Origin of the sequence: Bacillus cereus (assembly GCF_002567495.1) — a bacterium.
GTDB classification, from domain to species: Bacteria; Bacillota; Bacilli; order Bacillales; family Bacillaceae_G; genus Bacillus_A; species Bacillus_A cereus_AQ.
On sequence record NZ_NVAP01000055.1, the window covers coordinates 1 to 22250 of the forward strand.

Consider the following 22250-nt stretch of genomic DNA (forward strand, 5'->3'; position numbering starts at 1 on the left):
ACTGGGCCTACCGGGAACACCGGACCTACTGGGGATACCGGACCTACTGGAAACACCGGGTCTACTGGAGACACTGGTTCTACTGGAAATACCGGACCTACGGCAACAGCCACTACAAATGCTATCCTTTTTGGTGGTACTAATTCAGGATTTCAACGTACAGCAGGATCACCCGGTGCAGATTCATTAACGCTTCCTTATGTAACAGCAGGGGCTGGTAGTATTGTCGGTTTTTCTGCTTCTTTTAATGTAAATAACTTAGCTACAGGTGTATATATACTACAAATATGTGCTAATGTACCTATTAATCTAACTTCACCTGGAGTTGGTCAAATCATATCGACAATTGCCCTTACCCTTACAGCAAATATTACTGGAACGATAGTATTTTCAATCAAACCTACTGATATTGGACCACAGCCTGTAATCGTATTCAATCCTAATCCAGTAGTTGCACCCGCAACTGTTACATGGACTAGTACAATACCTGGTAATCCAGTTACAAGAACCGATGCTATATCACTTTTTATTACACCAGGGATTACCCAAAGTGCTGTATATTCTGTATTTATATCTTCTACAATTTGAGGAACAATACTACACTCGTAGTATTGTTCTGTTCAAAAAACATCTAAAATTGAAGCATGCCTTACAGAGGCGAACCATGATTTAAACCTCCACATTCTCCAAAGTAAACTTTTTAATATTCTAATGCATTTTCTTTATTCTTTCTTGTATTCATTTCCTGAGAAAGCCCGGTACATTCATGAAAAGCGAAATGCTTACACCCTATACATTTTTTTACATTCAAATGTCTTAAAGCACAATCAATGGCTTCTCCTGTATGATCAAAGAAGTTTTCTTCCCCAATCTCAGCATACAATCCGTTCTTATCTAGAGCTACTTTTAGCTCTGATTGAATTCCTGAAATAAGAAGTACGCCACCTTGTTTTTGGAAATGCTGAACAATATTCCTAAAGTACGATTCTCCTGTCGTATCAATAAAAGGAACTTTTCCCATACGTAAAATTAAAACTTTAGGTTTATAATGAATAGTTGCTAAAATATTTTGTTCAAATGTTTGAGCAGCCCCAAAGAATAATGGCCCTTCTATTGTATAAATACTAATTTGTGGGCAGTCATGGGCTTTATTTACCACATGCGATAACAATTTTTCATTCTTCTTTGTATGATCAGGAAGCACTTTAGATATAACAAGCATATTACTCATACGTTTTGTAAACAAAATAACAGCTAAAATAAGACCGATCTCCACAGCTGTTGTTAAACTAGTAAATACAGTAAGTAAAAATGTTACTAGTAATACAAGGGAATCTCCTGTCTTCATTTTGAGTATGTGATAAAAATGTTTTTGTTCGCTCATATTCCAAGCTACCACCATTAAAATGGGAGCCATACTAGCAAGAGGAATATGTGAAGCATATGGTGCTAACAGTAGAAGTGTAAATAACACAAATCCCCCATGAATAATACCCGACATCGGAGATACAGCCCCACTCTTAATATTAGTCGCTGTACGAGCAATTGCTCCAGTCGCTGGAATCCCGCCAAATAACGGGGTAACAATATTGGCAATTCCCTGACCGACAAGCTCTTTGTTACTGTTATGTTTACTATTTGTCATACCATCTGCTACAACAGCCGATAAAAGAGATTCAATCCCGCCGAGCATCGCAATTACAAATGCAGGACCAATTAACTGTTCTATACGTTCTAGTGTGATTTCTGGTATATTAAACTGCGGAAGTGTATTTGGAATCGTACCGTATGCTGTACCGATAGTAGGTACATGGCCCGAGAAAAATACAGTTGCAATCATAGTTGAAACAACAACACCTACTAATGAACCTGGCACTTTCGGCAAAATCTTTGGTGTTGTGATTATAACGAAAAAACAAATCAAAGCAGTTATAACACTATAAAAATTGGTAGTATTAATATGAGTGAAGAGTTCCTTCAGATTCGCTAAAAATTCCTCATGCTTTTTTATACCTGTTAAACCTAAAAAACTAGCAATTTGTCCCGTAAATATAATAACAGCAATACCTGAAGTAAAACCAATTGTTACAGGGCGTGGAATAAACTTAATTAAAGAGCCTAGCTTGAAGATTCCCATAAGACATAAAATAATTCCAGCTAACAAACCCGCGAGTAGTAAATTTTCGTATCCATAGGTAATTACAACTCCTAAAAGAATCGGAACAAAAGCACCTGTAGGTCCTCCAATTTGATACTTCGAACCACCAAACAGTGAAATGAGTATCCCGGCAATACAAGTTGTATAAATTCCATACTCCGGCTTAACGCCAGAAGCTATAGCAAAAGACATAGCAAGTGGAATCGCAACAACTCCAACAATCATTCCCGAAAGAAGATCCTTTTGAAAATGCCCTAATGAATATCCTTCAAACCTTCCCGTAAATAAACCTCTCATTACAAACCCTTCTTTTCTATTTTTAATCAATCTGGATTACAAATGCATTTCTCGTTCCTTACACATGAAATCTCCATTTTTATAAAAGCTTAATATTCACTATACGTTTTGCTTAAATGGCGCTCTAATTTACTTATATCGCCACCTTCTTGTACATAGGATTCCAATCTTCTCGCTAGCTGTTCTCCATCTCGGCTATCTAGCTTCTTCGTATCAATAAACGATGTAATCTTTACCGTATCTGGAGTAATATCTCTACGAAACATTTGTCCTGGAATTTCACTCCAAAAACGATTCCAATCATCTAGTAATCCTATTTGGTCAAATAAAAAACCTTGAATCCCACACAACCACGCTGTACAAGCTGTATTTCTTTGTTGACATCCAACTCCATCTTGTAAATGCTGGCATGAAAAGCAACAAGAATTCCCACTGTTAATACAAACTTTACAAACGTGATAGGCTCCTGATAAGCGAAATATTTCAATCCCATGTTGGATGATTTCCACTTTCTTTACTTCAATACTCAACCTATCCCTCCTTGCCTATCAGTTCACCTTCTGCTTCATCATCTAGCTCTTCTAACATTGAAATCGTATCGATTAAATGATTGTTAAAAATCTTTCGTGCAACAACCAATAAATCCACAATGATAGGATCTCGTAAAGAATATAAAACTCTTTTCCCATCTTTAGTACCAACAACAATATTTTTTGAGCGTAGTACACTTAATTGCTGAGAAACAGCTGATCCTTCCTTATTTAAAATAGCTTGAATTTCATTTACGCTTTTTTCACCTTCTGACAATAATTCTAAAATACCTATTCGCAAAGGATGTGCTAATGCTTTAAAGAAATCTGCTTTAAATTGTTGCATTTCGTTTCCCATTCAAATCCCTCCATAACTTACCCTCAATTTGAAAAAAGTATCATATACATCTTCAAATGTTTGAATATGTATATGATACTTTTAAAACTTCAGATTTTCAATATACATTTTGAAATATTAAATAAGGCCCAGATAGAGACATATGCTATTCAATTACCAAAGATAAAAGCGCCTACCATATTGGTCATACATAATATGGTAGGCGCTTAGTAATTTAATTTTTTTAGTTTTAGATCTTGATAATATTGAATGAGTAAACTTATTTATATAAATTTAATTCATTACAATAGTGAATTAGAATAATGACTTAATACTTGCTAAAACAGTAAGTACACCTACAATAATAACAAATACGTTGCTCATTTTCCCTTTGTATTTAGCTAGTACCGGTACTTTATTGATTGCATACATCGGTAATAAACATAAGATAGCAGCAACTAATGGACCGCTTAGAGAATCAATAAGTCCAAGAATACTTGGATTTGTATAAGCAACAAACCAGCATGATAATACAACAAAAGTAAGGACGATTGTCTTAATCGTTTTTTCTTCTATATCTTTTCCACGTGATTTTCCGAACTTAATAATCATGTCACGCATTACTTCAAATGCTCCGATATAATGACCAAGGAAAGACTTTGTAATAGCCACAAAAGCAATGATTGGAGCTGCAATAGTGATTACAGGTGAATTAAGCTCATTAGCAAGATATGAAAGAATTGATAAGTTTTGCTCTTTCGCCATTTTTAAATCCTCTGGAGTCAGACTCAGTGCACTACTCCAAACAAAGAACATAACTACAACGAATGTCATAATATAACAAACTTTTTGTATTTGCGCACATTTCGCATCAGTGGCTTCGATTCCATACGTAGCTCTCTGTTTCACAACAAATGATGAAATCATAGGTGAATGATTAAATGAGAATACGATGATTGGTAGAATCATCAATATTGTTCCAAAATATCCTGTTCCTGATGAAGCAGTAGAAACAGCTGAAAAACTAAGCATTGACGTATTCCACTGTGGAATTAAAGATATTGCGATAAAAAGTAGAGACACTATGAAAGGATACACTAGCATACTCATTACCTTTACAGTAATATCTTGACCAAAATTCAGTATAGCAATAAGACCAAGAACTAATACAAGTGATAAAATAGCTCTTGGAGGCTCTGGCATGTGCAATTGATGCACGATAAAACTACTTGCAGTATTTGTAAGCGCAACCGAATACATTAGTACGATTGTATAAATTGAACCGAAATATACGATGTTAAAAATGATACTTGCTTTATTTCCGAAATACTCTCTAATTGTACCTGTGATCCCCTCATCAGCAGAATTAGAAGCGTATATCATTTTAGCAAGTGCCCTATGTGAGTAGTACATAACTGGATATGCAAGTAATGTAATTAGTAGTAAAGATAATAAACCACCTGAACCTGCATTAATCGGTAAAAAGAGCACCCCTGCTCCAATTGCAGTTCCAAATAGACTGAGTGCCCATGTAGTATCCTGCTTATGCCACTTTTTCGGATCTGCATATTGCTCATTTTTTAGTGCGGTATTTTCAGCTTGAACTTCTATTTTCTTTGCAGTATTCCCGTTCATATAATAACTCCCCCTTGTATCTATTCCTGCATCTCTCTTTATAGCTAACGAATATTTTCCTTTTTTGGAAAATGAATTCCTTACAAGTTGCCCCACATTGTATGTCTTTCATCATAATGAATCCAAATTGAAACATTCGTTAGTTAGCGTCCTAATATAATTGTTAGCGTTCACAAAAAAGTTTACTCGTAATATCCGCTCTTTATATAAAGACCCCTTAAGAGAACAATATAGAATAGACTTCATAAATACGTTGCAACATTTCTAATAACAGTGTATTACTTTAATGGTTTCTCTTTTTTACTTTTAACAGTAATTTTAGCTAAACCGGCCTCTCTTAATTTACGAGGCATTTCTTTCTCAATTCTATACATTACTTTAATAACTTCGGCAGCACTGATGATATTGCTTACACAAGCCACTGAAGCACTTTACATACATTTCGCCTCTAATCACACACCTTTCTTACTAGTAATCGCATTTTTTATATTTTCTCTAGAGATAATAAAATTTCTCTCGACGCCCTCATTATAACGTGTATATTTATAAAATTAATATTTTTATATTTTCAGAAATATTAAAGAGGAATAATTTTATATGGATAATATTTTACAGTTAGCACGTAGCCATTGTTTTTATCGCTTAAAGCTGAATTGGTTCGTAAAAAATACAATAATACATTGTCTCTCTAGATGACTCATTATAAAGATACTTATATCCCCTTTTATTAAAAAATTTTATTTTAAACATAAAAGATATTCTAATAAATAATTAATGTAGGTAAACAGAAAAGATTCACAAAAAACAAAAACCAAATTTTAGGATATATATTACCGATATTGAATTCATATACAATTTTAAAAAACTACACGGAGCAAAAAACAAAAAGCTGCCCCATATGGACAGCTCATTTACATAATTATCGTTATTAGGGATTCACAAACGAATCACTTCAATGTCACCTTAATTGTAGTTTTTTCAACTCTTCTTCAGGAATCTCTCTATGTTTGTAATGAATCGTTTTTAGATCATTTCCTTTTATACGAAAAGTAATTGTGTCCTCTCCATAAGGCGGATTGTGCGCACCCTCAAAAGTTTGGATTTGAACAGTTACATAAAAAATATAGTTTGCTGTATCTTTTTTTATTTCAAGTATTTTTTCAGAACCCCGATACCAAAGTTTTGGTTCCTTATAATAGTTTTCAACCTCTTTGCTTATCGGCTCTAATAAGAGATCAATTACTACTTCTTTTAAAAGCTTTTTTGGTACAGGTATTCTGTTGATTTTTTTTCTTTTTACATCTATAATTCTCCAAAAATCACCGCTCTTTTCAACGATATAAAGAACATTCGTACCATCTGCTTTCAAAAGATGAAAGTAACCTTTATTTCCCTTAATATATAATCGTGGTTCATCAATCCACTCACCTTCTGTTTGAACTATACCTAAAAACAACTGAGTAAGTGGCGTTATCTTATAATCTAATTGATTAAAGTCGCCAAACGAATAAAGTTCATAATCGGTTAAATCTACGCCAAAGTTTTCGTTTATATCATTTGCCTTTTTTACAATTGCTTGAGCAGGAATACAGGGTAATAAAAAACTCAACAGACATATGATACTAACCATTGTTAGTCTTATTTTCATAACATCAATCCTCTCTTTTATTAAGATGCAACAAAAGAAAGGATATTATTGATTATGTCCTAAGTTAAAAAATTAAAATCCCTCATTAACTAGCTCTTTTATCGAATTTAATTTTGAAGACAGCTCGATAAACCATTCTTCATCCCCTGTTAATAATGCAAGATCTATAAGATAAAGGATTTGTTCTTTATTTATTGCCTTTGATTCAGGGAGTTTGTTAACGTGTTTACTAAAAAGTGAAATCGCTTCGTTTATTGTGTACTGGTTGTCACGTTTCACAATAATAACTGTAACTACATCTTCTACATCATCAAGTGATGCAATGTAACCAACTATTAATTCACCTTCATTTGATATTCCACGAACCCAATCTCCTACTTTTAAAACATGATTATTATTTGACATCATACTGTTTCACCTTCCTATAAATATTTTTTAGTGACGTTAAAAAAGATATAAAAACTAAATTAAACTGTAATCTTTTTTATTACATTTATGTGTTAAGAACTCACGGCTATATAACAATTACGCCGCTTAATGTTCTTGATTGATAAGGTCAACAACTTCTTTCATTGTATAGTTCTTTAAATATTCACCTAGATGTTCTTCAGCACCTAAGAAAATAGTGAAAAGGACTTTTTGCATATTCAAACCTACAATACACTGATCATTTGATTCCGGACACTTAGGTTGTAAAGCACCTTCTGAAGTTATTTGATAAATATGCCAAAGATTAACTTCACTTAAGTCACGAGCGAAAATAAATCCTCCACCAGTCCCCTCTTTTGATTGTATAAATTTATGTTTTTTTAACAAACTTAGCACTTTGCGAATGCGTACTGGGTGAACACCTGCACTTTCTGAAATAGCATTACTTGTTGACATCCGGTCTGGCTGTAAAGCTAAATAAGTTAAACTGTGAATGGCCAAGGTAAAGTCGCTGTTCATCGTTTTCCTCCTACGATCAGAAATATTGTTTCTCATATATTAACATACTGTAGCCATAAATGTTACAGATAGGTTAAAACGTTAAAATATATAGAATACTTCTTGCCATAAAAAATGTATTCCTTTATATTCTATCTGGTCTCACCTATATCCGATAACTTCATTTAGCTTTTTAAGTTGAAAATCAAGTTAAAGACTCCATTGTTTTTTGACTTGTTCTTCTGCCAGTTGTTTAATTTTTGTCCAAATCGTATCTTTACTCACAATAACATTTGTTTGATAATTTCTATCATTATAATTAACTGTAACACATACTTCTATCATCTTCTGCTTCCTCCTTTCAAGGAAATTTCTTATTTATTTTTGAATTTAGTTATAATCTCTAACCTATAACTTCATTTTTTTAATAATCAAATTTAAAAACTCCACTGTTTCTTCACTTGTTCTTCTGCTAGTTGTTTAATTTTTGTCCAAATCGTATCCTTGCTCACAATAACATTTGTTTGATAGTTTCTATTTTTATAATTAACTGTGACACATACTTCAATCATTACTTGTTTCCTCCTTTCAAAAAAATTTTCCGTAAGAAATATTATTTATTAATTAGCCAACTTTTGTAATTCAACGTTTAAAAATGTTCGTACGCTACGTGGTAAAAATTTGCGAATTTCTTCCTCATTAAAACCGATCTGTAATCTTTTTTCATCCAACATAATTGGGCGACGTAACATTAGTGGATGCTCAATTATTAATGTATAAAATTCATTAAGCGAGAGCTCCTCAATATTTATATTTAAGTCCTGAAAGGTTTTGGATCTAGTTGAAATAATTTCAGTAGCTCCCTCTTCAGTTAAACGAAGAATCGATTTAAGCTCATCAACTGTCATAGAATTTGATACGATGTTTTTTTCAATATAATCAATTTGATGCTCCTCTAGCCATGCTTTCGCTTTTCGGCATGAACCACAACTTGCTGTTGTATACAAAATTACCATATTTAGCTCACTCCTTTAATGTTCTTTATGAAACGTACATTTTAAATGTCGGTTATTGAAATGTATTAAAAAAAATTACAGTTTAGAATCAAATTCACGTAATATTATTTATTAGGGCAATGTTTCGTTCATCTCTACTAGTCACTTCTTTTTAAACTGCTTCTACTGGAACTACATTTTACAGCCGATAACAACTCACTTCAAAAATCATACTGTAATTTTAAACTTTACAGTTCTATTAATCAAATGTTAAGTCTTGGATTCATTCTATTAACATACAAATCGTTTTCTTTTGCGTGAATGTCCCGTATTGTTACGGCTAACCAATTCCAGATATACTTTAAAGTACATTATACTCATTTCTTGCTTACATGTGCTATTATGGAATATATTTAGCTTAATAAAAAGTACGCACTTTAAAGTATTATAGGCACTAAAAAGTAACATATGAATTTTCTAGTACAGTTCTATTTACTTCTCTCTTCCATCGGTTATTATGAACTATATGTAGCACAATAAAGTGAAACTTTAATCAGTGGGGTTTTTGTTTATCCCCCACTTATTATTAGTTGAACCAATCGGGCTTTTACGGGCAGTTGATCCCCTACCTAACTTCTTTGCTTTTACTGAATTTTGAGGTGAGGGTCTTACTGCCTGTTAATGCGGGATAAATAGTACGCACTTTAAAGTGTTATAGGCACTAAAAAGTAAAAATTTTAGTATGAAAACGTATGTAACCCCAAAACGGAAATCTAAACTCATCAAAGGAGGTTTTTTATGAAGACATACAATATTCCTGTAGAGGCGACTTTAGAAGTTATTGGCGGAAAGTGGAAAGTTGTTATCCTTTGTCATTTGAAAAAAGGAACAAAAAGAACGAGTGAATTAAAACGATTAATGTCTGGTATTACGCAAAAAATGTTAACACAACAATTACGGGAACTAGAAGAAGATGGTGTAATCCAAAGGAAAGTATATGATCAAGTACCACCGAAAGTAGAGTACTCTTTAACGGATTACGGTTCGTCTTTAGGAGCTATACTCGATTCCCTCTGTTCCTGGGGAGAAGTTCATCTTGAAAAAACCGGGAACACATCCATGCTTATTACAGCCGATGAATAATAACTGTACGTGTAAATTATATGGAAGACATAAAACAGGCTGAGACAATATTTGTCCCAACCTGTTTTTTTATGTCTCTTTATAAATTTTTTGCCGTAATGACTGTTTCAAATTCAAAGGTTTCTGGCAGATGATCGGCATAAGAGTATTCGAAGGTCCGTCCATCCGTTAAGTAGGCTACTTGTTCGACTCTCATTAAGAAATCCTGATTTGTTAAATTCATAAATTGCTTTTCCCTATCATCTGGACGAATTCCTTTGACCCTGACAACCGATGTCCCTACCTCAAGACCAAGTTTATTTTGAATATGTGAGTATATCGACTCCTCTAAAACAGAAGCCTCAACACCTGGGATAACCGAAATCGGCATCCATGTATGCTCCATAATCGTCGGAATGCTGTGAATGATGCGGAGGCGAATGATTTTATAGACAAAATCACCGATTGAAACTCCCAATTTCTCAGCAACTATTTCATCAGCGCCAACAATTGCAAACTCGATAATTTTACTTTCTACCTCACTGCCGTAAACAGCTTTCGTTCCCGTTAAAGTTTGAATCATTCGTGCCTTTTCCTGCTGACGCCAATCTTGCACTACTGTTCCGCTTCCGCGCCGGCGAATGATGTAGCCGTCTCTTACTAACAGATCCAGCGCTTTTTTAATAGTAAGCGCTGAAACATCGAATTCTTCAGCAAGGACGGGACTACTTGGAATTTTTTCGTTGATTTTATATTCACCGTCTAAAATTTGTTGTTTAATTTTTTGATAAATGCCGAGGTATTTTACTTGTGTTGATCCGCTTGCCATTTCCATACCTCCTTTACACTGTATATCCTCTTCTATTCATTCAAATTTAAAGCCTCAAGTTTGTAAACTGAAGGTGATGGGGTAGCAAATCCGTTTTCCAAGATTTCAATATTCGTTACCGCTTCTTCGTCTTTCACAAGTTTTGGTGCACCATTTACAATTGTTTCATACGCTGCATCATAGAAACGACCGTAATCGCCAAGAGGCGTTTTAATTTGTTTTTCAATCCAGTCACCATTTGCATTACGATATTTAGCAACTCCATAATACATCGGTGAATCTTCACCAAATCCTGCACTCTCAGGCATAATACCCGCTTTCAAATCATTTTCCTGCTGATCTTCACCATATTTAATAAATGAACCATTTGTTCCATGAACGATAAAACGTGGATAATCTTTCGCTACAATATGGTTGGTTTTCAGTTTAATTTTCAACTGATTTCCGTAATGTAGACCAACATCGAAATAGTTATCAACCGCACCTTCCACTTCATTATTACGAATATCGTATGTCACCGTATCTGGTCGACCAAATAGTGCAATCATGCGGTCCATCGTATGAATACCTAAACTGTAAAATGAGCCTTCTTCTTTTGGACCTTCGTGAGTGATTGAACCTGGACGGAAGTAATCAATATGTGATTCAACCTCAACAATATTACCAAGGAACCCTTGCTCAACAACTTGCTTAACTGCTAAGAAATCACCATCAAAACGACGATTTTGATAAGGCATAACTACTACACCTTTCTCTCGTCCTAAAGCTAATAATTCTTTAGCATGCTCAACTGTATCGCAAAATGGTTTCTCAACAATAACTGATTTCCCAGCAAGGATAACTTTTTTCGCCAATTCGTAATGCGTATGTGCTGGCGTACAGATCGTCACTACTTGAATTTCTTTGTCATTCAACAATTCGTCCAACTCAGTAGTGAAGTAAACACCTTTTTCCTCATATGGAGCCGTTAATTTTTCATCAAATTTCCTTGCAAAAATTGTTTTTACTTTTATATTTTCACGTGTGTTTACATAAGGTAAGTGATAGCGGTTAGCTGATTTTCCAAATCCGATAAAGCCCATTGTTAATGTCATGTTCTTCAACTTCCTTGCTCATAAATTTTCGTTTCTACATTTATTATATATATTTAAAACAAAAAGTATATAGTTTTATATTTAAAATTATATATCAAATAAAAAACCGAGATAGAAATCATTTTCGATTTTCATCCCGGCTTTTTACTTTACGTTATAGACCTGTTAATTTATATATTAATTTTGCACGATTAGATTGTTTGATCTTATTCATACATATATGAACGTGTCATAGGAATTGTATCATTTACGCCTTTTGTAAATACAAATTGATGTAAATCAATATTACCTGTAAAGAATGAAGCCGCACATGCATTTAAATATAAGCGCCACATACGAATGAATCGCTCGTCTTTCGTTTTGCGAACTTCCTCTAGTACATTTTCAAAATTTCGAGCCCAATGTTGTAATGTTTTTCCGTAATGTCTACGTAAGCTTTCCACATCAACAATGAAAAATTGTTCGTTCGTCATGTTCGTGATTAATTCGTTAACAGCAGGAACATATCCACCAGGGAATATATATTTTTCAATCCAACCATTCGTAGCACCACCATTGGCCGGAGAAGTAATGCAATGAAGCAGAGAAATCCCGCCATCATTTAGTAGTCTATTCACTGTCTCAAAGTATTGCGTAATGTTATCTTTCCCTACATGTTCAATCATACCTACACTAACAATTTTATCGAATTTACGATTCTTAATATCACGGTAATCGAGTAAGGATACTTCAACTAAGTCTGTAAGCCCCTCTTGCTTAATTCGCTCAGAAGTCTTTGCATATTGTTCCTCGCTTAACGTTACTCCCATTGCTTTCACACCATATTGCTTAGCTGCAGCTGTAATTAGCTCACCCCACCCGCAACCAATATCTAAAAGCGTATCACCTTTTTGAAGGTTCAACTTTTTCAAAATATGATCCACTTTATTATGTTGAGCTGTCGTTAAAGAATCTTGCTCGCTTTGGAAATACGCACAAGAATATGTCATTGTCTCATCAAGCCACAATTTATAGAAATCGTTCCCAATATCATAATGGTGAGCAATATCGTCTTTATTTTTTTGTTTTGAGAAATTCCATTTACTTTTGAAATATTGCAACTTGCTATCACCTAAAAAGCTATCCTGCCTTTTATAAATAGATTGAATAGCTTTTTCAAGGTTACCCTCTATTTCAAGATCCCCATTCATATATGCTTCACCGAATGCGATAGAAGGCTCCTTAGCAAGCTCCTTCTTTGAAAGCGGCTTATGGAATGTTACATGAAATTGAGGTTCCCCTTCGCCATATTGTATCGTCTCTCCATTCCAAAGTGTAATTTGAACTGGGTCTGAAAAAAGATTTTTGAGTATTTTTTTATAAAAAAGTTCTTCAACCATATAAACATCTCCTACTAAAAAAATTCAACAAAAAAACTAGATTAATTAACAAGTCTTTTTGAAAATAGCTTGAAACCATTATGACTTCTTGCTACGAGTGTCATTATAAAACGGTTATATTATGAAGCATAGTACGTACTTTAAAGTGATGAAGGCACTTTTAAGTACCTATGACTGAAACAGACCCTCAAAAAAATCACTTTTCATCATAACAACTTTCTAAAGTTTTAAAACGAAAAACACCACCTCGTCATTAGGTGGTGTTTTCAATATAACGTATAGAGATTTCACTTAACTTCAGTGTTTTTTCTATCTATGCATCGTTCTCCCCATGCGGTTAATTGATTTAATACATTTTGTAAAGACCACCCATAATCGGTTAGGGAGTATTCTACTCGAGGGGGAATTTGTTTGTATATTTTACGTGTAATCACACCGTCTTCTTCCAGCTCACGTAGTTGCTGCGTCAACATTCTCACAGAAATTTCAGGAATTAGACGTTGCAACTCACTCGTTCGCTTCGTCCCTTTCGTTAAGTGACATAAAATGACGACCTTCCACTTTCCCCCGATAATTTCTAAGGTTGCTTCTATAGGTATATTATATTGTTTCACGCGATCTCCTCTCCTTTTTTATAAATTCCTTCTCTATTGTTACGTAAAAATAAATAATTTTCCATACGGCACATTTTAGTTCCTACAGCACAAAAAAGTACCTATATTACTAAAAAGTAATTATGTCGCTAAAAAATTTTCCTATATATACATGACAAAACAAAAAGAAAGAAACGAACGTATTTCCGTTCGTTTCTTTCTTTTTGTTATTCGGCTACTGTTAGGAGCATAGACGTGTTCCCATTCTTTTCGAGATGATTTTCTCCCCAGTTACAAAGAGAGTCTAGTATAGAATCTAAAGAATGACCGTAATCAGTTAAAGAATATTCTACTTTTGGTGGCACTTGGTTATACACTTTTCTTTCGATTACACCATCTTCTTCTAGTTCACGTAATTGTTGCGTTAACATTTTTTGTGTAATACCAGACATTAATTGTTTTAATTCGCACGTTCTCTTTTTGTCTTTCTTTAAATGACAAAGGATAACTACTTTCCACTTCCCACCGATAACCTCTAAAGTCGCCTCTACAGGAATATTGTATGTTTTCATATAAAAATCTCCTTTAATAATTTTATAAGGCAATTAAGCTAAAGATTTAAATATTACTTTTAAGTATCTATAGCACCTTAAAGTACGTACTTTTTATTGTGTTAAACATGTTTCATAATAGCATACGTAAACAGTAGATGAGTAGTACGGCACTTAAAAGTACCTGTATTACTTTTAAGTATCTATATCACTTTAAAGTACGTACTTTTCATTATGTAAAATACATTTCATAATAGCATTTGTAAGAGTTGAGTGAGTCATGCAGTATTAGAAATTACTTTTTATTACCCGTACTTTAAAGTGTGTATTTTTTAGCTGTTTCAATACTTTTTATCATACATTTTGTCAGGCGATGAAATGGCATGTTTTAATTTTCACATCCATTCACAATGATTAAATAATTTTCAAATATATTTTAGGAGGATATCTATAATGAGTAAATTACTAAAAGAAAAAATCGGTTTTGGTACAGCACCACTAGGGAATATGTATCGTAATATCCCAGAGGAAGAAGCAATCGCTACAGTGGATGCTGCTTGGGAGAATGGCGTTCGTTACTTTGATACAGCTCCACTTTATGGATCTGGATTAGCGGAAATTCGTCTTGGTGAAGCACTGTCAAAAAGAAATCGTGATGATTACTTTTTAAGTACGAAAGTAGGTCGAACTATTTCGGATGAACTAGAAGATCCATCTGCACGTGATTTAGGTGAAAAAGGCGGACTTTTCGAATTTGGTCGCAAAAATAAAATGATCAATGATTATAGCGCAGATGCAACACTTCGTTCTATCGAGCAAAGTTTGAAACGTTTAAAAACAGATCGTCTAGACTTTGTTTTCATTCATGATTTAGCACAAGACTTTTATGGTGATGAGTGGATTTCACAATTTGAAACAGCTCGAACAGGAGCATTCCGTGCGCTAACACGTTTACGTGAAGAAGGAGTTATTAAAGGCTGGGGGCTTGGAGTAAACAAAGTAGAATCAATTGAACTTATGCTTGATTTAGAAGAAGCGAAACCAAATATATCCTTATTAGCTGGTCGCTATTCATTATTAGACCACGAACGTGCATTGCAACGAGTAATGCCTGCAGCTGTAAAGCATAATATGGATATTGTTGTTGGTGGCCCATATAGCTCAGGTATTCTTGCTGGAGGCGCTCACTTCGAATATCAAAAAGCATCTCCAGAAATTATTGCAAAAGTTGAGAAAATGAAAGCTCTTGCAGATCGTCACGACATCAGCATCAAAGCTGCTGCACTACAATTTTCACTAGCTAATCCAGCAGTTGCTGCTGTTGTTCCTGGTGCAAGTAAACCGGAACGAATTGTAGAAGACCAAAATGCATTAAACACAGTAATTCCAGCAGCATTCTGGGAAGAAATGCGCGAACAAAAACTAGTAGCACCTAATGCACCACTACCAATCAACGTAAAATAAAGTGAAACTTTAATCAGTGGGGCGGTTTATTCCCTACTGATTATTAGTTGAACCAATCGGGCATTTACGGACAGTTGATCTCCCACCTAACTTCTTTGCCTCAGCCGAATTTTTGAGGTGGGCGTTTTACTGCCCGTTAATGCGGGATGAAAAGGAGCGTAATAAATATGGCACATACTACTACATCTATGACAGTTTTTGCTTCACCTGAACAAGTATGGCAATTAATCGGAGGTTTCAACTCCCTTCCAGACTGGTTACCTTATATACCTAGCAGTAAATTAACTGAAGGCGGTCGTGTACGTCATCTAGCTAATCCAGATGGTGATACAATTATAGAACGCTTAGAAGTATTCAATGATAAAGAGCGCTACTACACGTATTCAATTATGAATGCACCATTCCCAGTCACTAATTATCAATCCACAATCCAGGTTAAAGAAGGTACTGAAAGTAAAACATCATTAGTAGAATGGTCTGGTACTTTCACTCCTGTAGAGGTTAGTGATGAAGAGGCAATCAATTTGTTTCACGGCATATACAGCGATGGGCTAAAAGCATTGCAGCAAGCATTTCTAGATTGATTAATGTAGTTGCTTTAGACGAAAAGGTTAATAAACAGTCAAATATTCGATTCTGTGGTTAAATTCATTATGAAAAATAAACAAATACAAATTTCATGCACGATTATTAATTACAAGAAATAAAAAATACTACCTCCAAATTGAAGGTAGTATTTTTTATTAATCTGGAAAAACAATTAATCCCTCTTCTTTTTCTTCCTGTTTTAAATCTTCTTCTGGGAATGTTACAGTTGAATGTTTATCCCCTGTTCTTTTTGTTTCTTCACCTGGAAATACGAAAGTTGAGTTTTCTTTTCCTTCATTTTTTTCTACGTTATCTGGAAATACCATAGAATCTTGGGTAGTCAAATCACTATTAAATCCAAGATTAGACAAAATCGCTTTTAAATCTGGTAAAACCCCTATTTTATCAGATGATGGGTTATTAGACTTTGTGCCTGTATTTGGGTTACTTAAAATTGCTCTCAATTCTTTTGGTGTGTATGCCTTACCTAAATGTTCTTTAGCAATCCCTTGAATCGATACAGCGGCCCCAGCAATTATAGGCGAAGCACTAGAAGTACCACGGAAATTAGAAGTATAACGATTAATTATGTTCTGATCTGTAACCTTTTGTCCTTTACTATTTTGATATGTATCTAATGTATCAACATACTCTCCCCAACCATATACATCAATTCTACTACCATAGTTAGAGAAAGCTAAACGTTTATGAGGAACTCTTGCAGTAGATGCTCCAACTATAATAGCTCCTGAATCTTTAAAGTCTTGACTGTTTCGATTTAAAATCTGTTTACCATTACGGTCTTTAAATTCATCTAAATCAATCCCGCCATTACCAGCTGCTTCTACAATAATAATGCCTTTATCTGTACCTTTGCGAATTGCGTTAAATATACTCGGGTACACTTCTACTGGTAAAGGATTATCTCCATATCCATCATATTTAAAGGATTCTTCTATTAATAAAACATCTCCAGCCTGTAAAGAATCTACGGCACTTAAAATAGCATCTCTTACATCAATTCTCCCATTGTCTCGGATCACTGAAATTACTTTTGCCTTTGCTTTTGGTGCAATTCCAATATTCCCAATCCCATTGTCAGCTGCAGAAACAACACCTAGAACTGAAGTACCATGAGAAAGATCATTACTCATTTTTCCAGACATAAATTCAATATTTTGACCGACTAAATCTTCATGATTTAATAACCAGCCTTCTTCCAAATCTACAAAAGTTGCTCCTTGACCATCTCCCCCTCTAATCCCCCAAGCATAAGGGGCATTAATTCCTAAAGGTGCCTCTTCAAGATATCCCTGTCTTGAAAATCTAGGTTCATCATAAGGATTGACTGATAATACAGGCAATCTCGAGCCAGTTGTTGTGTTTATATTCTTATTAGAACGAACTTGTATTTTACTAGAATCGTCATTAGCAGCATGTACTGTATTTGTTACAAATGTTGTACCTACCCCAGCAAAAGTTGTAATTGCAAGTGATGATATCAACATACCTTTAAAATTTTTCATTTTTCCACCTCTAGTTTTCTATTAGAAATAACATATTTAATAATGTGTATGACTCGGAAAATATTTTATCTTATTATAAAAATTAATAGATTTTATACCTTTTTTGGTTTACATAAAAACTCCCTTCATTCTTGTAATTCAATGTGTATATTTCAAAATAACAAACTCACTGTAACTATTATAGTTACACCTTTACAGATTTTCAACTACGAAATATAAATTTTAAAAAATAAATTTATATTACTTTAAAACAGAACTCGCCTTTTGCGCATATAAAAAAGCAAAATGTCTGTCCAAATTGCAACGGTAAATAACTTTATAGACTACAAAAGAAACAAGAAAAAGCAAAGCACTGAGTGCTTTGCCTCTTATAAAATTCTTCTTAACTTTTCACCAATTAACTTCGCTACATACTCATAACCTTCTGGACCAAAGTGTAACCCATCTTTTTCATCATTTTCTACAAACCTTTTATAATCCCGTTCTTGAATCATTTCAGCATATACATTTAGAAAATAACTTCCTGTTTCTTTCGCCACTTCCTCTACTACGTCTGTATACTGACCGAGCACTTTATTGGTTCTATTGTACTGTCTTTCTTCATCAACTGGTGCTGGACTAATAAGTAGTATTTTATCTGAGGAAACTTGGTTCACAATCTTCTCTAAGTTTTCTTTATATGCTTGCAATGACACTTGAGAAAAAGAGACTGCATCATTCGTACCAAGAAAAACTGTTACGAAATCCGGCTTATATGATAATACATCTTCTTTAATCCTATTTAACGCATCGAATGTATTATCACCTGGAACACCTGCATTCGCTACTTTCCAATTCGGAAACATTGCTTGTAACCTTGGCGTTAATCTCGGTGTTCCATCAAAAAACGTCTCATCAGCTGTAATGCTATCGCCAAAACATACTAACGTTTTCATTAGGCTTGCTCTCCTTTTTACGTATGAAATAATTTACCTTCTAATGCTCCAATATATCTTTCAGCAGAACGTTCTACTGCTTCATTTGCATTTTCTTTTACTACTCGATGAAAGGCGTTGTATAAACGATTAAACTGTAACGGCTTCACTCGATTCGCCATTTCTTCAACTTTTCTGGCTGGTAATGGAATTAAGTTTGGATAGCTGTACATGAAGCTTACCCACCGCTCATCCGCTACAACTTGAATAATATCACCCGTTAATAATATTCCTTTTCCGCCATTACCTTCTTCCCAATGTAAGACCGATCCACCTTTAAAATGTCCCCCTAAACGATGAATGACTAATCCATCAGCCAAGTGTAAAGACTCACCAGACCAATAAATAATACGACTATTCGGGCGCATCACCCACTCTTTATCATCTTCGTGTATATAAATCGGTACATCAAATGTCTCTGCCCATTCTACTTGCGTCGAATAATAATGCGGGTGTGATAATGCAATTGCATCTAATCCACCAAGCTCTTTTATTTTCGCAATTGTCGTTTCATCTAAATACGTAATACAGTCCCACAGTAAACGGTATGACTCTGTTTTCACTACAAATGCCGTTTGACCGATCGCAAATCCTGGTTTTGTCGTAATACTATAAAGCCCATTTTCCTCTTCGATTATTTCATTTTTATATGTATCACCCGTTTGTAAGCTTTCTAGTGTCGTCCAAGATTGCCCTTTTGGATTAATATATTGCCTCTCTTCATCACAAATATGACAGCTCACCGGTTCTTCTACGCTCGCTGCATACTGCACGCCACACGTTGTACAAACAAAATTTTTCATAATAAATTCCCCCATCCCTAAATTTTTATTAAGCTGATTTTTGTTGATAATGATTTGCTTTTTTATTTTCAATTAATAAACTTATAAAAGTAAGTAAATAGACAGCGGTAACCGACAATGGAATTACAGTAAATCCTTTTTCTGCAAAAAGAATCCCACAAACTGACGTTACGAATACAGTCCCTACTGACAATAAACCATAACTTTTACTTTCATAAATCCATACGTACGGGATAAAATGAACACCTATTAACATCGCTACTACAAAAGGTAACCATTCTGGAAATTGAAAATAGGCAAGTAATACAAGCGGAATATTCAATACATTTATCCCACCAATTAATCCAGCTAAAATCCCTAACGGATTTCCTTTCGCAAACATATCAATTTTCAATATTGCAGCTATCATTAAGCCGAAAGGAAACACACATCCCATACCAATTAAATATACCCACACCACTTGTTTTTCAGAAAGAACAAATCCCGTTATACTTACTACTATCCAAAATAAAATGCCAGCTAATATAACTGGTAGTCCTCTCTTCGTTTTTATTGCTAAATCTTTTTTGGCTTCTGAAACATTCATCTCACTATCTCCCCAAAAAATATTTGTGCTATAAAGCCATCTCAACCTCGCCCATCCAATAACGCCAAGCCACTAAGTAATCTTCTAAATCTTTCGGGTGGTGTCTTAAACACGTATCTATACGTAAATATAAGCCTATGACTATTTCTTCATATAAATCACAATTTTTTTTATGAAATACACATTGTCTCATCGCATAGTCGATTGTTTCTTTCATTAAATCTTCCGGAGTTGAACAAAACGCGTAAATTAAATCGTATATAGGATCTCCTAACACTGGTAAAGGATCAATTACACCATGTAGCTCATTTCCTTGAAATATAAAATTATGGAACCCAAGATCACCATGCAATAAAAATGGCTGATTTATTCCAGTCCCCCTACTTGGACTATTTACTAACTTAAGAACCATTCTATACTCTTCCTCACTTATGTAACGTCTTACATTTTCATAAGCTTCTATCACATTTGTCGTTAAAAATTCATTCCAAGATTGAACCGGAATTTCTTTCCATCCCCAGCCATCGACCTCTGTAACTATTTCATACTTATTGATAACTTCCTTTACAAGTTTACAAAGAACACTCCGTTTATGGCTTAGTTTGCAAGAAGTTGTGCCCTCAAGGAATGAGTAAACAATATAGCGATTTAAAGGTTCCTTATACAAAAGCTTTGAAAATAAAATATTCCCCTCATAAAAAGAAAGAAAATTAGCTTCTTCACGTATGACATCCGATTCATTAAGTTTTACAACATATTGTTCATCTAACAAATATACAGTACTTGTCGTTCCCCCGTTTAACGCTTTTAAGCTATTTGGATAATGTGAAATAACTTTTTCCTTAACTAGTTGTGCAGCGATTATTGAAATTTCCATTCTCCCACCCTTTAACTCCAAATATTCCCTCAATTCAGAAGATAACTTTACTATTATTTGACAAACACAAGGGAATCCCTTCCAAAATCTTAATATAACAGAAATTCATTTTCATTTACTTTTATATTTCAAAAATAAGGAAATACTAAATAACAACGTTACATACATATAGGAGGAAAAATATGAAACCTGAATTTTTAAAAGCTGTACATGATGCCATCGGAAATGTTGAACATATTCATATAGAAGAAAGTGGTGCAGACAGTTTAATTATTCATCATGATGATGCCCAGCAATTACAACAAGTTGCTGAAACGTTAGAAAATAATAATTTCCGCTCCGCTTTAAGAACAACTGGAGATGCTTCGTATATCGAAGTGTTGAACAGATAAAGAGAAGCCTTGGCGAGATGCCAGGCTTCATTCTTTATATTGAAATTTCTAACTCTTCTACATACACTGCAGTTCCAGCAATATCTATTTGTAACTTCTCGGTTTCTATCTCTTTCGTTATATACACAATTACACGACCATCTTTGTTTATTTCCTGTCCTTGCTCAACGATTAAGTCCAATTCATATTCAAAATCTTTCTCTAAATACTCCGCATAATACGCTCCCATTACACCTGAAGCTGTTCCTGTCACTGGATCTTCAATCGTTCCAGCATAAGCTGATGAAAAATGACGCCCATGCATTTGTGCCCGTTCATCATAAGTTTCTAAACAAACTGGATGAATAGAAGCGTTAGGAATTTCTTTTAATACCGCTGGAAATGCATCATTATTAGGTTCCATTCTCTCACATGCATCTAGATTTTTAATCGGTACAATTACAGTCCAATTCCCCGTACTTCCATATACAATTGGTAAACTTACATCTAAATCACTTACGTTCAAACCAATACTATTGGCTAATTCTTCTTTTGAACCTGTAAATTCTTTAAACTGAGGTGCTGCCTGTCTCATTTTAATAAAGGTTTCTCCATTTTCATTTATATCTATTTGTATTGGTAAAATCCCAGCCTTCGTTTCAATCGTAATGTTTGTTTTCTCTTCTAATAAACCTCTTTCACGCAAAGCGTATATAGTCCCAACTGTCCCATGGCCACATAAATCCATTTCATAACCAGGTGTAAAATAGCGCATTCTTATATGTGCTACTTCTGAAGAAAGAACAAAAGTTGTTTCGTTAAACCCAACTTTTTCAGCAATACGTTGCATTTCCTCTTCCGTTAATCCATCTGCATCTAATACAATACCTGCTGGATTACCCATATTCGGCTTATTCGTAAATGCGTCGTAATGAAGTACGTTTATGTTTTTCATTTACCTAACTC

25 protein-coding genes and 1 pseudogene are annotated in these 22250 nt (G+C 34.3%); 5 read left to right on the forward strand and 21 right to left on the reverse strand.

The window, feature by feature from the left end:
- Positions 1 to 588: pseudogene (locus tag COK05_RS26215) on the forward strand (collagen-like protein); the annotation flags it as partial.
- Positions 589 to 700: 112 nt separating this feature from the next.
- On the opposite strand, the gene COK05_RS26220 reads toward COK05_RS26215, so the two are convergent.
- The 10 genes from COK05_RS26220 to spxA all read right to left on the reverse strand — a co-directional run bounded on the left by COK05_RS26220 (position 701) and on the right by spxA (position 8548).
- Positions 701 to 2455, reverse strand: coding sequence for a SulP family inorganic anion transporter (locus tag COK05_RS26220; RefSeq protein WP_098614876.1), 1755 nt, complete (start codon positions 2453 to 2455; stop codon positions 701 to 703).
- Positions 2456 to 2544: 89 nt separating this feature from the next.
- On the reverse strand, positions 2545 to 2985 hold the full coding sequence (locus tag COK05_RS26225) for a DNA mismatch repair protein (RefSeq protein WP_098614877.1): 441 nt from the start codon (positions 2983 to 2985) through the stop codon (positions 2545 to 2547).
- A gap of 1 nt (position 2986) precedes the next feature.
- Entirely contained in the window at positions 2987 to 3343 is a 357-nt protein-coding gene (locus COK05_RS26230; protein ID WP_098614878.1) for an ArsR/SmtB family transcription factor, read from the reverse strand.
- Between the two features lie 294 nt (positions 3344 to 3637).
- A complete protein-coding gene (locus COK05_RS26235; protein WP_098614879.1) occupies positions 3638 to 4957 on the reverse strand; it encodes an aromatic amino acid transport family protein in 1320 nt (439 codons plus the stop codon).
- A gap of 958 nt (positions 4958 to 5915) precedes the next feature.
- Complete coding sequence (locus tag COK05_RS26240) at positions 5916 to 6605, reverse strand: DUF3888 domain-containing protein (RefSeq protein ID WP_098614880.1); 690 nt, start codon at positions 6603 to 6605, stop codon at positions 5916 to 5918.
- Between the two features lie 72 nt (positions 6606 to 6677).
- Complete coding sequence (locus COK05_RS26245; protein ID WP_098614881.1) at positions 6678 to 7013, reverse strand: IDEAL domain-containing protein; 336 nt, start codon at positions 7011 to 7013, stop codon at positions 6678 to 6680.
- 126 nt (positions 7014 to 7139) lie between these two features.
- Positions 7140 to 7553 (reverse strand): Rrf2-family transcriptional regulator SaiR, encoded by a 414-nt coding sequence (gene saiR / locus COK05_RS26250; RefSeq protein WP_098614882.1) that lies wholly within the window; start codon positions 7551 to 7553, stop codon positions 7140 to 7142.
- A gap of 189 nt (positions 7554 to 7742) precedes the next feature.
- Positions 7743 to 7877: a BA3454 family stress response protein gene (locus COK05_RS26255; RefSeq protein WP_000573531.1), complete on the reverse strand. Its 135-nt coding sequence runs from the start codon at positions 7875 to 7877 to the stop codon at positions 7743 to 7745.
- Between the two features lie 92 nt (positions 7878 to 7969).
- Positions 7970 to 8104 (reverse strand): BA3454 family stress response protein, encoded by a 135-nt coding sequence (locus COK05_RS26260; RefSeq protein ID WP_098614884.1) that lies wholly within the window; start codon positions 8102 to 8104, stop codon positions 7970 to 7972.
- Between the two features lie 48 nt (positions 8105 to 8152).
- On the reverse strand, positions 8153 to 8548 hold the full coding sequence (spxA, locus tag COK05_RS26265) for a transcriptional regulator SpxA (protein WP_098614885.1): 396 nt from the start codon (positions 8546 to 8548) through the stop codon (positions 8153 to 8155).
- Positions 8549 to 9325: 777 nt separating this feature from the next.
- Here spxA and COK05_RS26280 point away from each other — a divergent pair.
- Positions 9326 to 9670 (forward strand): winged helix-turn-helix transcriptional regulator, encoded by a 345-nt coding sequence (locus COK05_RS26280; protein WP_098614886.1) that lies wholly within the window; start codon positions 9326 to 9328, stop codon positions 9668 to 9670.
- A gap of 79 nt (positions 9671 to 9749) precedes the next feature.
- On the opposite strand, the gene COK05_RS26285 is transcribed toward COK05_RS26280, so the two are convergent.
- The 5 genes from COK05_RS26285 to COK05_RS26305 all read right to left on the reverse strand — a co-directional run bounded on the left by COK05_RS26285 (position 9750) and on the right by COK05_RS26305 (position 14116).
- Positions 9750 to 10478 carry a GntR family transcriptional regulator gene (locus COK05_RS26285; RefSeq protein ID WP_098614887.1) on the reverse strand — a complete coding sequence of 243 codons (729 nt, stop codon included), beginning with the start codon at positions 10476 to 10478 and terminating at the stop codon, positions 9750 to 9752.
- A gap of 32 nt (positions 10479 to 10510) precedes the next feature.
- Entirely contained in the window at positions 10511 to 11572 is a 1062-nt protein-coding gene (locus COK05_RS26290) for an oxidoreductase (protein ID WP_098614888.1), read from the reverse strand.
- A 206-nt stretch (positions 11573 to 11778) separates the two neighbouring features.
- A complete protein-coding gene (locus tag COK05_RS26295; protein WP_098614889.1) occupies positions 11779 to 12951 on the reverse strand; it encodes a cyclopropane-fatty-acyl-phospholipid synthase in 1173 nt (390 codons plus the stop codon).
- 287 nt (positions 12952 to 13238) lie between these two features.
- Positions 13239 to 13565 carry a winged helix-turn-helix transcriptional regulator gene (locus COK05_RS26300; RefSeq protein WP_098614890.1) on the reverse strand — a complete coding sequence of 109 codons (327 nt, stop codon included), beginning with the start codon at positions 13563 to 13565 and terminating at the stop codon, positions 13239 to 13241.
- A gap of 206 nt (positions 13566 to 13771) precedes the next feature.
- Complete coding sequence (locus tag COK05_RS26305) at positions 13772 to 14116, reverse strand: winged helix-turn-helix transcriptional regulator (RefSeq protein WP_098614891.1); 345 nt, start codon at positions 14114 to 14116, stop codon at positions 13772 to 13774.
- Between the two features lie 432 nt (positions 14117 to 14548).
- Here COK05_RS26305 and COK05_RS26310 point away from each other — a divergent pair, with 432 nt between their 5' ends.
- A complete protein-coding gene (locus COK05_RS26310; RefSeq protein WP_098614892.1) occupies positions 14549 to 15559 on the forward strand; it encodes an aldo/keto reductase in 1011 nt (336 codons plus the stop codon).
- A 167-nt stretch (positions 15560 to 15726) separates the two neighbouring features.
- Entirely contained in the window at positions 15727 to 16143 is a 417-nt protein-coding gene (locus COK05_RS26320) for an SRPBCC family protein (protein WP_098614893.1), read from the forward strand.
- 159 nt (positions 16144 to 16302) lie between these two features.
- On the opposite strand, the gene COK05_RS26325 is transcribed toward COK05_RS26320, so the two are convergent.
- The 5 genes from COK05_RS26325 to COK05_RS26345 all read right to left on the reverse strand — a co-directional run bounded on the left by COK05_RS26325 (position 16303) and on the right by COK05_RS26345 (position 20913).
- Positions 16303 to 17673 carry a S8 family peptidase gene (locus COK05_RS26325; protein WP_098614894.1) on the reverse strand — a complete coding sequence of 457 codons (1371 nt, stop codon included), beginning with the start codon at positions 17671 to 17673 and terminating at the stop codon, positions 16303 to 16305.
- 368 nt (positions 17674 to 18041) lie between these two features.
- Positions 18042 to 18608 carry an SGNH/GDSL hydrolase family protein gene (locus COK05_RS26330; RefSeq protein ID WP_098614895.1) on the reverse strand — a complete coding sequence of 189 codons (567 nt, stop codon included), beginning with the start codon at positions 18606 to 18608 and terminating at the stop codon, positions 18042 to 18044.
- A gap of 17 nt (positions 18609 to 18625) precedes the next feature.
- Entirely contained in the window at positions 18626 to 19450 is an 825-nt protein-coding gene (locus tag COK05_RS26335; RefSeq protein WP_098614896.1) for an MBL fold metallo-hydrolase, read from the reverse strand.
- Between the two features lie 28 nt (positions 19451 to 19478).
- Positions 19479 to 20036, reverse strand: a complete 558-nt coding sequence (locus COK05_RS26340) for a DUF7010 family protein (protein WP_098614897.1) — start codon at positions 20034 to 20036, stop codon at positions 19479 to 19481.
- A 28-nt stretch (positions 20037 to 20064) separates the two neighbouring features.
- On the reverse strand, positions 20065 to 20913 hold the full coding sequence (locus tag COK05_RS26345; protein ID WP_098614898.1) for an aminoglycoside phosphotransferase family protein: 849 nt from the start codon (positions 20911 to 20913) through the stop codon (positions 20065 to 20067).
- 182 nt (positions 20914 to 21095) lie between these two features.
- Between COK05_RS26345 and COK05_RS26350 the strand changes: the two genes are divergently transcribed.
- Positions 21096 to 21305 (forward strand): hypothetical protein, encoded by a 210-nt coding sequence (locus tag COK05_RS26350; RefSeq protein ID WP_098614899.1) that lies wholly within the window; start codon positions 21096 to 21098, stop codon positions 21303 to 21305.
- 34 nt (positions 21306 to 21339) lie between these two features.
- Here the strand turns inward: COK05_RS26350 and COK05_RS26355 are convergent, their stop codons facing one another.
- Entirely contained in the window at positions 21340 to 22239 is a 900-nt protein-coding gene (locus COK05_RS26355) for a PhzF family phenazine biosynthesis isomerase (RefSeq protein WP_098614900.1), read from the reverse strand.
- Between the last annotated feature and the right edge of the window lie 11 nt (positions 22240 to 22250).